The sequence below is a fragment of the Enterobacteriaceae endosymbiont of Donacia piscatrix genome (genome assembly GCF_012569525.1).
Taxonomy (GTDB): domain Bacteria; phylum Pseudomonadota; class Gammaproteobacteria; order Enterobacterales; family Enterobacteriaceae.
In genome coordinates this window covers 128,043-141,270 of record NZ_CP046200.1, presented here as the reverse complement: position 1 = coordinate 141,270, position 13,228 = coordinate 128,043, and the positions used below count along the sequence as shown (strand labels likewise).

Genomic DNA, 13,228 nt, shown 5'->3' with positions numbered 1-13,228 from the left:
TTTTTATTTAGTTAAAAATAAAATTTTCATAATTAAATTATAAAAAGATAATCCTGCTTTTTGTGCAGCTATAGGATATAAACTTTTTGGTGTCATCCCTGGAATAGTATTTATTTCTAATAATTGAAAATTTTTATTTTCATCTAAAATAACATCAATTCTCCCCCATACTTTACAATTTAAAACTTTCCAAGCTTTTAAAATTATATTTTCTAATTCTTTTTCCTTACTTTTATTTAAACCACTAGGACAAAAATATTTAGTATTATTTAAACAATATTTAGATTGATAATCATAAAATATATTTGAATATTCTATCCTAATAGGAGGTAACATTTTATTATTTAATATTCCTATAGAATATTCTGTTCCTTTTATATATTGTTCAATTAAAATGTTATCATCATATATAAATGATTTTTCTAATGCATTAAATAAATCATCTTTATGATTAATTTTAAAAATACCTAAACTAGAACCATTACAATTAGGTTTAATAATAACCGGAAATTTTATTTTTAAAATTTTTTGTTCTATTATTAAATAATTTTTTTTAGTAAATTTTTTTTTATTTAGCAATAAATGAGGATAAATAATAGGTAATCCATGTTCTTTCCAAATAATTTTTGTTAAAAATTTATTTATAGTTATTGCTGATGATAATACTCCACTACCAGTATAAGGAATATTTAAATATTCTAATATACTTTGTATAACACCATCTTCACCACCTTTACCATGTAAAGCTATAAAAGCTTTTTTAAAACCATATTTATTTAAATATAATAATGGAAACTTAATTGGATCTATCCCGATAGCATTAATCCCTGATTTTTTTAGAATATTTAAAATTGATTTACCAGATTTTAAAGATATTTCCCTTTCTAGAGAATTACCCCCAAATAAAACAACTATTTTATTAGACATATTTAAAATAAAATTTATTAAAATTTTTTAATTATTGGTTTAATATTTTTTTTTGAAATTTTTTATTAATAAAAAATGATGAAATATTATTAATATCACCAGCTCCTTGAAAAATTAATATTTCATTTCCTCTTAATTTAGAAAAAATATAATATGCAATATTACAGTAATCTTTTAAATTAATAAATTGAGAAATAATAATTCCTAATTTATTTATTTTTTTAGATAAATATTTACTATCAGCATTTTTAATAAAATTTTCTCCTGCTGGATAAACTTTTAATAAAAATAATTTATCAACTTTTGATAATACTTTAATAAAGTAATTTAATAAAATTTTAGTTCTTGAATAACGATGAGGTTGAAAAACCATTATTAAATTTCTATTTGGCCATATTTTACGTGCTGTATTTATAGTCATATCTATCTCAGTAGGATGATGTCCATAATCATTAATAATTATTATATCATGTTGGTATTTTATTTTTTTTGGAGGATAAATTGTAGTTAAAATATCAAATCTTCGTATAATACCCCGAAAATTTTTTAATGATTTTAAAATAATTCTATTATTTAGACCATTAAATTTTGAAACAACATATGCTGCTGTTGCATTTAATGCATTATGATATCCAGGAATACTTAAGTTAATTTTAAAAGATAAACATGTTTTTTTTTCTAATATATAAAATTGACTTTTATAACCATTTTGTTTATAATTATATAATTGTATATCAGCATTTTTATGAAAACCATATGTAATAATATTTTGTCTAAAACTAAGTTTATTTTTTTTTATTAAATCATAATTATTGTTATTATCTATACAAATAACTATACAACCATAAAATGGTATTTTTTTTAAAAATTTTAAAAATGTTTTTTTTAAAATTTCTATACTATTATTATAGTAATCTAAATGTTCTTTTTCAAGATTTGTTACTATATTAATAGTTGGTTTTAAATATAAAAATGATTTATCACTTTCATCTGCTTCAGCAATAAAATATTTACCAGAACCTAAATAAGCATATTCTTTAGAATATTTTAATATTCCTCCATTAATAAATGTAGGATCTAATCCGGATAATTTATATATTTCATAAACCATTGCTGTAGTTGTAGTTTTTCCATGAGTTCCTGTAATAGTAATCTTATAGTAAAATTTCATTAATTCTGCTAACATTTCTACTCTACTAATTATAGTAATATTTAATTTTTTTGCAATAATTAATTCTGGATTATTATTTTTAATAGCACTAGATTTAACAATAAGATCTATATTATTTGTAATATTTTTAATTTCATGTTTAAAATAAATGGTAATACCTAACGAAATTAGGTTTTTTGTAATAAAATTAGAAATTAAATCTGAACCACTAACTTTATACCCTTTTTTTATTAAAATTTTTGCAATTCCTCCCATTCCTGAACCACCAATGCCAATTAAATATATATGTTTAATATTTTTTATTTTTAATATTTTTTGAAAATTTACTACACTAGACATATTTTTTATATTTTTTTATTTTAATTAATTAATTTTTATTTTATTTAATTCTTTATAAATTAAATCTACAGAATTAATCATAAATAAATTATAAGATTTATTAATTATATTTATAATTTGATCTGTATTAAGATTTAATATTAAATTAGCGATTTTATCATAATTAATATTATTTTGTTCAAAAATTTTAGCTATTCCTATATTTTTTAAATATATTGCATTAAAATATTGTTGTTTATCTTTATGTTGAAAAGGTATAAAAATAGCAGGTAATCCTATCGCAGTAATTTCACTAACAGTCATAGCTCCTGATCTACATATGATTATATCAGCCCATGCATATGCTTTATGAATATCTTTTATATATTCTTTTATAATAATATTATTAATAATATTATATTTTTTATATTTACAAGATATTTTTTTAAAATTACCTTTGCCAACTTGATGTAAAATACATATTTTATTTTTTAAATTTTTAGCTAATTTTATACCTATTTTATTTATTGTATATGATCCTTGGCTACCTCCTGTAATTAATAAATGAATTGGTTTATGAATTTTTAAATTTTTTCTTTTATATAAAGATAATTTAATAATTCTATAATCTAAAGGATTGCCCACTAATATAGCATTATTAAATGTATTAGGATATGCTTGCATAGTTTTAGTTGCTATTTTATATAAAAGTTTATTTGTTATACCTGCAATATTATTTTGTTCATGTATTACTAATGGTATTTGACATAACCATGCGGCTAATCCGCTAGGTCCAGAAATATAACTACCCATTGTTAATATTATATGTGGTTTATATTTTTTATAAATTAAAATAGATTTATAAATTGATATTATTAATTTAATAATAGTAAAAATAATTGAAAAAATATTTTTGTTTTTAAATTTATAAAATTTTATAAAATAAATACGTATATTTTTTTTAGGAATAATTTTTGCTTCCATTCTAGAATATGTTCCTAACCAACGTACTTCCCAACCTTTTTTTTTTAAAACATATGCTATATTTAAAGCTGGATTAATATGTCCCCTAGTACCTCCAGCTACTATAAGAATTTTTTTTTTCATTTTTAAAATTTAATATGTAAAATATTTAAAATCATAAATTTCTTTTATAGAAATATTATTTACATTTATGAATTTTTTTTACTATTCTAATAAATTCATTTCCACGATGTTTAAAATTTTTAAATTGATCAATACTAGAACATGCTGGAGAAAATAATACAATATCCCCAAATTTTACTAATTTAATAATTTTTTTTATTCCTTCATATATTGTTTTAACTATTATTGCTTTAGAATAAATAGATAATATTTTTTTACTTAATTGACCAAAACAAAAAATTTTTATATTATTTTTTTTTTGTAAATATTTTTGTAATAAAAAAAATTTACAATTTTTATCGTAACCACCTAAAAATAACCAAATTCTTTTTTTTTTACATAGATATTCTAGAGCAACTTTTGTACTATTAACATTAGTAGATTTTGAATCATTAATCCAGATTACTCCATTTTCTTTGTGAATAATTTTTAATGTATGATTCATGTTTTTATAATTATTCATTTCTTTAAAAAAAATTTTTTTAGAAATTTTTAATATATCTATAACAGCTAATACAGCTAGGGAATTTAAATAATTATGGACACCAATTAACTTAGTTTTATTAAAATTAAATATTTTTTTATTATTTATTTTTAAAAAAACCTTCTCTTTCTTAAAAGATAAAGAATATTTACCTGAAAATTTACCAAAAGTAATATATTTTTTTTCATTATAAAATACTTCTGGATAACATAATTTATCATCAGAATTATATATACAAATATTAGCATTTCGATAAATACGTAATTTAAAATTACGATATTGTTCAATACCTAAAGGATATCTATCCATATGATCTTGTGAAATATTTAGAATTATAGCAATATATATATCTAATTTTTTAATTGTCTCTAATTGAAAACTAGAAATTTCTAAAATATAAAAATCCCTTTTAAAGGATAGTAAATTCATTACTGGATATCCTATATTTCCCCCGATGCTAACTTGAAAATTACTTTTTTTCATTATATTAGCAATCATATTAGTTACAGTACTTTTACCATTAGTACCTGTTATAGCTATTAATGGAGTAGTATTATAACGAGCAAATAATTCCATGTCTCCTATAATTTCAATATTTTTTTTTTGAGCTTCTAATATGAGATTATTAAATATTGATATACCGGGACTTAAAATAATTAATTGAGAATTAAGTATCCAATCTCTATTTAAAGAACCAAAATGACATGGTACATATAAAGGTATTTTTTTTATAAATTTAAAATTTTTTCGTTCATCCATAATAGCTGGAATAATTTTTTTTTTTAAAAAAAATTTTAAACACGACATTCCTGTTATACCTAAACCTATAATAAGTATTTTTTTATTCATTTTTTACACTATTAAATATTACATTATCATAAAAGTAAACAATATTAATATTAATGAAATAATCCAAAATCTAATAATAATACAAGGTTCTGAAATCCCTTGTAATTCATAATGATGATGTAAAGGAGCCATTAAAAAAAATCTTTTTTTATTATATTTAAATTTTACTAATTGAATAAAAACAGAAATTGATTCAGTAATAAATATACCACACATTATAATAAATAAAAATTCTTGTTTTATAAAAATTGCAATTATTGAAATGATACAACCTAAAGATAATGAACCTACATCTCCCATAAAAATTTTTGCAGGATATGTATTATACCATAAAAATGCTAATCCAGAACCAACTATAGACAAACAAATAATGATTAATTCTGTAGAATTTTTTATATAAATAAAATTAAAATATTTAGAAAAATATATATTTCCTGTAAAATAAGATAAAACAGCTAGACCTAAAGAAATAAAAATAATAGGCATAATTGCTAAACCATCTAATCCATCAGTTAAATTTACAGAATTACTAACTGTTATTAGAATAAAATAACATATTATTATATATAAGATGATATTTAAATTATATTTTATAATTTTATGTGTAAAGGGAACAATAATATTTATATATTGTTCTTTTTTATTATTTATTGTAATAAATAATAAAAAAAAAATATTAGCAATTGATTGTAAAAAAAGTTTTTTATATGGACTTAATCCTATTGAATTTTTCAAAATAATTTTATAAAAATCATCCATAAAACCAATTATTGAATATAAAAATGTTATAAATAATATATATAAAACATATTTATTAGATAAATCTGACCAAATTATTACAGAAGTAAAAATAGATAATAATATAATTATTCCTCCCATAGTAGGAGTTTTTTTCTTAATAAAATGTGTAATTGGTCCATCTTTTCTAATTATTTGAGAAATTTTTTTTTTATGAAAATAGTTAATAAAAATTGGAGTTAAAAAAAATGTGATACTGAATGACGTTATAAATGTCATTATAGAACGTATTCTAAAATTTATTAAGAAATAATTTATATATTTTAAATATTTTTTAAAATATGTAAATAATATCATTAACATTTTAATTTTTCCAATAACATTTTAATTAATATTTCTATTTTATTTTTACGTGATCCTTTAAACAAAATAGTATAATGATTAAAATTTTTAATTATTAAAAATAATTGATTTACTAACATATTTTTATTATAAAAATGTTGTGATTCCATATTAATATTATTTTTAGTAAAGTAATGACTATATTTACCAATACTAAAAATATAATCTATATTAGATTTTAAAATTAATTTTTTTATTTTTTTGTGATAAAAAATAGTATAAATACCTAATTCTAACATATCACCAATAACTAAAATTTTTTTACCAGAAAAATTTTTTAAAATATTAATAGCTATATTTACTGAATTCGGGTTTGCATTATACGAATCATTTATAATAAGTTTATTTTGGTCAATAATAATTGGGTACATTCTTCCTTTAATAGGTTTGAAATTTTTTAATCCAATTGCTATTTCTTCTAAAGTAGATCCTACAGAAAATGATAATACTGCTGATGCTAATGCATTACTAATATTATGCGTTCCCCCCCCAATAAGAAATAATTTAATTAATATTTTACCTATAGGTGAAATTAATAAAAATTTAATTTTATTGGGCAATATTATTATATTTTTGGCAAAAAAATCTGCTTTGTTATTTCTTAAAGAGAAAGTAAAGATTTTTTTATCATTATTTAATTTTTTTAAAATTTTTTTTTGATTTTTATCATCATAATTAATAATTGCAATTCCTTTATTTTTTAAAAATTTAAAAATATCACTTTTATTTTCAATAATTTTTTTTAAAGATTTAAAACCTTCTAAATGTGATTCTGATATATTATTAATTAATGCAATATTAGGTTTTACTAAATTAGCAATATAGGAAATATCATTAATTTTATTTCCACCTATTTCAATTATAGCATGTTTATATTTATTTTGTAATTTTAATAATGTTAAAGGTACACCAATATGATTATTCATATTTTTTTTAGTAAAAAGGATCTTATTTTTATTTTTTAAAATACATACAGTCATTTCTTTAACTGATGTTTTACCTGAAGATCCAGTAATTCCGATTACATTATGTTTAAATTTTATTCTTTTCCATAAACTTAATTTAGCTAATCCTATAGTAGTATCTAACACAATAATTTGAGGAATATTAATGTTAATATATTTATGTACTAATATAGCTAATGCTCCATTTTTAATAGCATCATGAATAAAACAATGTCCATCAAATTTATTACCACAAATAGCAATAAAAATACAATTTTGTTTAATTTGTTTACTATCTATAGAAAAATTTAATATTTTAATGTTATTACCAATTAATTTACCATTTACTATTTGTGATAATTTTTTTAAACTAATTAATTCATTCATTTTATATTTCTTAAGATTTTTTGAATAGTATCAAAATCTGAATAAACAAAAATTTTATTACCTATAATTTGATAATCTTCATGACCTTTACCAGCTACTAAAATAGTATCATTTTTTGCTGAATGAGAAATCGCATAAGAAATAGCTTTAATTCTATTTAAAATAATATAAACATTTTTTAATGTAATACATCCTTTTTTTATATCTTTAATAATATTATCAATATTTTCTTTTCTAGGATTATCAGTGGTTAGAATTATAACATCAGCATATTTTGTAGCTATATATCCCATTATTGATCTTTTCCCTATATCTCTTTCTCCTCCACATCCAAAGATACACCATATTTTACCTTTAATATTTAATTTAAGAGTTAATAATATGTTCTTAAGTGCATCAGGAGTATGAGCATAATCAATTATTATATTAGTATATTTTTTTTTAAAATAAACTTTTTGCATTCTTCCTGGAGTATGAAATATTTTTGGTACTGTTTTTATTAATTTTTTCAAAGAAAAATTTAGATTTAATAATGTAGCCATACATAATATAATATTTATTACATTAAATTGACCCATTAAATTTGTTTTTATTTTTCCATTACCCCAAATAGAATTAAATTTAATAATAGTATTATTAGATAAATAAATTATTTTTTTTATATATATAAACAAATTTAATTGATAATTTGAATTAGTAGTAATAACTGTAACATTTGATAATTTTTTATACCATTTTAATCCTACATTATCATCAATATTTATAATTTTTTTTTTGATTTTGTGAGTAGAAAAAAATTTCCATTTAGACAATTCATAATTTTTCATATTAATATGATAATCTAAATGATCTCTTGTTAAATTTGTAAAAATTCCAATAGAAAATATTATATTAGCTACTCTAAATTGATCTAATCCATGTGATGAAACTTCCATAATTACAATATCTGCCTTTTTATCTATAAATTTTTTTAATGTAAATTGTATATCTACAGCTGAATCAGTTGTATTATTTGTCGCAGTTAAATTTTTATAAAAACCATTTCCTATAGTACTTAAAATAGCAGGTTTATAATTTAATAATCTAAACCATTGCATTAAAAAATATGTGATACTTGTTTTTCCATTAGTTCCAGTAATTCCTATTATAGGAATTTTTTTACTTGGATGATCATACAGTATACCTGCAAGATATGAAATTTTTTTATGTAAATTTGGTAAATAAATAATAGGTATGTTTTTTTTTACTTTTATAGTATAAGGTAATATTTTTTTATCAGAATAAGTTAATACTGCTACTGCCCCTTTTAATATAGCTTGTTTTATAAAATTTTTACCATCATACTTACGTCCTTTAATTGCAATAAATAAACAATTTTTACCTTTAATTTTTCTACTATCTAAAATAATCTTATTTATTAAAATATTTTTTATTAAATCATGTTTAATATAACTATTTAATAGTTTTTGTAAACTAAGTAAAGAAATATCCAATGATTAATCCTTAATATAAATTATATTATTATATTTATACTAAAATTAGTATTTTTTATATTTTTTGTGCAATACGTAATATTGCACTTCTAGATCTTGAATTTTTTAAAATTTCATTTTTATTAGGGAAAATTCTACCAATAATTTTTAATGTTAATTTTTTATTTTTAGTATAAAAATTATCTATTTGTTTTTTTGTTAAAGGTAATTTATTATTAATTTGATTTTGATAAGAACTATGTTTTTTCATAAATTTTTTTATAATCCTATCTTCTATAGAGTGAAAACTAATAATTGATATAATTCCTCCTATTTTTAATAGTTTTAATGAAATATTTAACCCTTTTTTTAATTCTTCTATCTCTTTATTTAAAAAAATTCTTATAGCTTGAAAAGATCTTTTTGCTGGATGTTTAAATTTATTTTTTTTATTAACTATAGATATTACATATGATAAATCTCGTGTATTATTTAATTTATTATTAAATATATATTTTTTAATATTATATGCTATTTTTTTATGATATTTTTCTTCACCATATATTTTTAATATTTTTGATAATTTTTTTACATTTATATGTTTTAATAAATCATGAGCAGTAATTTTTTCATTTTGATTTATACGCATATCTAATGGTCCATTAAACATATAAGAAAAACCTCTTTTAGGATTATTTAATTGGAATGAAGAAATACCTAAATCAAATAATATACCATCTATTATATCTGTTTTATTTTTAAATAAATTTTGTAACTTTGAAAAATTATTATTAATATAAATAATTCTTTTATCTAATATTTTATGTTTTAATAATGTTTTTAGATCTCGATCTATAGCATAAATTTTTCCTTGATTATTTAGTCTAGATAAAATTAATTTTGTATGTCCTCCACAACCATATGTTGCATCTATATATGTTCCATTTTTTTTAATATTTAAACTATTAATAGATTCTTCTAATAAGACTGGAATATGACTTATCATGTGATACTGAATTTAATTAAATACTATATAATTAATATATTATATTATATAATATATTAATTTGTAATTAAAATATTTTTAATATAAATTAATATTTATTTAAAAGTTTGGTTAAATTGTTAAAAGGTAATATTTATGATAGAATATCCAAATTTTAAAAGTACTACTTTATTAAAAAAAGAAAAAAATTATACACAAAAATATTTTCAAAAAGTATATGGGTGGATGTTTTGTGGATTATTATTAACTTCATTTATTGCTTGGTATGTATCTAATACAATACAAATTACAAAATACTTATTAAGTAATAAGTATTTTTTATTAAGTATATGTTTTGTGCAATTTATATTAGTTTTTACTATTTCTAGTCTTATAAATCAATTATCTGGAAAAACATTAACTACTTTATTTATGTTTTATTCATGCTTAACAGGATTTACAACAGCTGGAATATTTTCCATATATAATCAAAATACTATTTTTACAGCATTTATAACTACTTCATTAACTTTTTTATTTATGTGTATTTGGGGTTTTTTTACTAAAAAAAATCTGAGTAATTTAGGTAATATGATAATAATGGGAATTGTTGGTACATTAATTGCCTCTTTTATAAATTTGTGGTTACAAAATAGTTTAATAACATCTATAATTAATTATCTTGGTGTAATTTTTTTTACATTAATCATTGCTTATGATACTCAAAAACTTAAAAATATTGCAAAAAAAATTAGTTTAAATAAACAAGATCAAGATAATTTAAGAAGATATGCTATTTTAGGGGCACTTATGTTATATTTAGATTTTATTAATTTATTTTTTGTAATATTACGCATGATTAATAATAATGATGATGATAAATAATAATTTTATATATAAAGATTATCATTTAGTTTTCTTTTATATAAATTTAAAAATTAGAATAATCAATATAATTAAAAATTATAAATATAAAATATGACACCTATGATAAAACAATATTTAAAATTAAAAAAACAATATCCTAAAATTATCCTTTTTTATAGATTAGGAGATTTTTATGAGATGTTTTTTAAAGATGCTAAAAAAGTATCTCAATTATTAAATATTGTATTAACTAAAAGAGGTAAAATTAACGGGGAACCTATTCCTATGGCAGGTATACCAGTTAATAAAGTTGAAAATTATTTATCAAAATTAATTAGATTAGGAGAATCAATAGCTATTTGTGAACAGATAGAAGATAAAAATTTGTTGTTATATAAAAAAAAAATTTTGGATAGGAAAATAGTTCGCATTATTACTCCTGGAACAGTTAGTGATGATATTTTATTAAATGATAATGTTGATAATTTATTAGCTTCTATTTATCAAGATAGAAAATTAGGATTTGGTTATGCAACGTTAAATATTAGTTCTGGTGATTTTAGAGTAACAGAAAATAAAGATATTAATATAATTGCAGGAGAATTACAAAGAACAAATCCTAAAGAATTATTATATCCAGAAAATTTTAGTAATATGAATTTAATAAAAAAAATAAAATTTACTCAATGTAGACCGTTATGGGAATTTGACACAGATACATCTATACAAAAATTAAATATGCAATTTAAAACTCAAAACTTAAAAAGTTTTGGTATTGAAAATTCATTTTTAGCTATTAGAGCCGCGGGTTGTTTACTTCAGTATGTTCAAGATACTCAAAAAATATATTTACCTCATATTAATAATATTTTTTTAGAAAACCATAATAATGAAATTATTTTAGACGAAAATACTCGTAAAAATTTAGAAATTATTAATAGTATTTCTGGTAATAGTAACAATACCTTAATTAAGGTATTAGATTGTACTACAACTAGCATGGGTAGTCGTTTATTAAAACGTTGGTTAAATAATCCAATAAGAAATACAAAAATTATTTTAAATAGACAAAAAAATATTTCTATATTACAACAATATTATTTAAAATTTCAGAAAAATTTATTAAAAATTAATGATATCGAAAGAATTATTGCTAGATTAGCGTTAAAAACTGCTAGACCTAATGATTTAGTTTCTTTAAGAAATACATTAATTTATTTACCTAAAATCTATAAAATAATAAATATTATAGATATTTGTGAAATAAAATTAAAAATTTTAAATTTAGGACTATTTTCTAAATTAAAAAAATTTTTAATAAAATCTATAAAGAAAAAACCTTCTCTTTCTTTAAAAGATGGTAATGTTATAGCTACTGGATATAATCCTTTACTAGATAAATTAAGAAAATTTTCACAAAATTCTAAAAAATATTTATCTTTTTTAGAAAAAAAAGAACAAAAATTATTAAAATTAGAAAAATTAAAAATAGGTTTTAATACAATTCATGGATATTATATTCAAATTAGTAAAAATTATAAATTAAATATACCAAATAAATATATTCAAATTCAGACTTTAAAAAATTTTAATAGATATATAATTCCAGAATTACAAAAATATCAAAAAGATATTTTATTTTCTAAAGAAAAACTTTTAAATTTAGAAAAAACTTTATATAATCAACTGTTTCATTATATAAATCCTTTTTTAAAAGATTTACAAAAATTGTCATTATATTTATCAGAATTAGATGTACTATGTAATTTAGCTGAACGTTCTTTAACTTTAAATTATACTTGTCCTATCATTGATAAAAAAATAGGAATATCTTTAACTAATTCAAGACATCCTGTTGTAGAAAATATTAAAAAATTACCATTTATACCTAATAATATATTTTTAACAGAAAAAAATCATATGTTAATGATAACTGGCCCAAATATGGGAGGGAAAAGCACGTACATGAGACAAATTGCATTAATTATTTTAATGACCTATATAGGAAGTTATGTTCCAGCAGAAAAAGCTATTATAGGACCAATAGATAGAATTTTTACTAGAATAGGATCAACTGATGATATTTCTTCTGGATTATCTACTTTTATGGTAGAAATGATAGAAACAGCAAATATTTTAAGAAATGCAACAAATAAAAGTTTAGTTTTAATGGATGAAGTAGGAAGAGGAACTTCTACACATGATGGTTTAGCTATTGCATGGGCTTGTGCAGAAAATATAGCAAAAAAAATTAAATCACTTACTTTATTTGCTACTAATTATATTGAATTAACTTTTTTAAAAAATACAAATAAATGTATACAAAATGTATATTTTGACGCAATAGAATTAAATAATTCTATTGTTTTTTTACATAAAATTAAAAATGGATCAATAAATAAAAATTATGGTTTATTTGTAGCATCCTTAGCAGGAATTCCTAAAGAAGTTATTAATCAGGCAAAAAAAAAAATTAAACAATTAGAAAATCATAATACTTTAAACTAAATTTTTATAAAAGTTAGGTTTAAATAAATA

Annotated in this window: 9 protein-coding genes and 1 pseudogene; 2 read left to right on the top strand and 8 right to left on the bottom strand. The window is 19.2% G+C overall.

Annotation, left to right across the window (positions count from 1 at the left end; translation table 11 throughout):
* Positions 1-3: 3 nt before the first annotated feature.
* The 8 genes from GJT96_RS00740 to rsmH are packed head-to-tail and all read right to left on the bottom strand — an operon-like array spanning position 4 to position 9,844.
* Positions 4-927, bottom strand: coding sequence for a D-alanine--D-alanine ligase (locus GJT96_RS00740; RefSeq protein WP_169780341.1), 924 nt, complete (start codon positions 925-927; stop codon positions 4-6).
* A gap of 31 nt (positions 928-958) precedes the next feature.
* The gene (gene murC, locus GJT96_RS00735; RefSeq protein ID WP_169780340.1) at positions 959-2,437 is read right to left on the bottom strand and encodes a UDP-N-acetylmuramate--L-alanine ligase; all 1,479 of its coding nucleotides are present in this window, start codon (positions 2,435-2,437) and stop codon (positions 959-961) included.
* A gap of 24 nt (positions 2,438-2,461) precedes the next feature.
* The gene (gene murG, locus GJT96_RS00730; protein ID WP_169780339.1) at positions 2,462-3,523 is read right to left on the bottom strand and encodes an undecaprenyldiphospho-muramoylpentapeptide beta-N-acetylglucosaminyltransferase; all 1,062 of its coding nucleotides are present in this window, start codon (positions 3,521-3,523) and stop codon (positions 2,462-2,464) included.
* Between the two features lie 55 nt (positions 3,524-3,578).
* The gene (murD, locus tag GJT96_RS00725; protein WP_169780338.1) at positions 3,579-4,895 is read right to left on the bottom strand and encodes a UDP-N-acetylmuramoyl-L-alanine--D-glutamate ligase; all 1,317 of its coding nucleotides are present in this window, start codon (positions 4,893-4,895) and stop codon (positions 3,579-3,581) included.
* An 18-nt stretch (positions 4,896-4,913) separates the two neighbouring features.
* A complete protein-coding gene (mraY, locus tag GJT96_RS00720) occupies positions 4,914-5,990 on the bottom strand; it encodes a phospho-N-acetylmuramoyl-pentapeptide-transferase (protein WP_169780589.1) in 1,077 nt (358 codons plus the stop codon).
* On the bottom strand, positions 5,990-7,366 hold the full coding sequence (locus GJT96_RS00715; RefSeq protein WP_169780337.1) for a UDP-N-acetylmuramoyl-tripeptide--D-alanyl-D-alanine ligase: 1,377 nt from the start codon (positions 7,364-7,366) through the stop codon (positions 5,990-5,992). The genes mraY and GJT96_RS00715 overlap by 1 nt, the downstream gene beginning before the upstream one ends.
* Complete coding sequence (gene murE / locus GJT96_RS00710) at positions 7,363-8,859, bottom strand: UDP-N-acetylmuramoyl-L-alanyl-D-glutamate--2,6-diaminopimelate ligase (RefSeq protein WP_247646092.1); 1,497 nt, start codon at positions 8,857-8,859, stop codon at positions 7,363-7,365. The genes GJT96_RS00715 and murE overlap by 4 nt, the downstream gene beginning before the upstream one ends.
* 55 nt (positions 8,860-8,914) lie before the next feature.
* Entirely contained in the window at positions 8,915-9,844 is a 930-nt protein-coding gene (gene rsmH / locus GJT96_RS00705; RefSeq protein ID WP_169780336.1) for a 16S rRNA (cytosine(1402)-N(4))-methyltransferase RsmH, read from the bottom strand.
* A 135-nt stretch (positions 9,845-9,979) separates the two neighbouring features.
* Here rsmH and GJT96_RS00700 point away from each other — a divergent pair, with 135 nt between their 5' ends.
* Both GJT96_RS00700 and mutS read left to right on the top strand, forming a co-directional pair.
* Positions 9,980-10,708, top strand: coding sequence for a Bax inhibitor-1/YccA family protein (locus GJT96_RS00700; protein ID WP_169780335.1), 729 nt, complete (start codon positions 9,980-9,982; stop codon positions 10,706-10,708).
* A gap of 93 nt (positions 10,709-10,801) precedes the next feature.
* Positions 10,802-13,177 (top strand): annotated as a pseudogene (gene mutS, locus GJT96_RS00695) (DNA mismatch repair protein MutS); the annotation flags it as partial.
* Between the last annotated feature and the right edge of the window lie 51 nt (positions 13,178-13,228).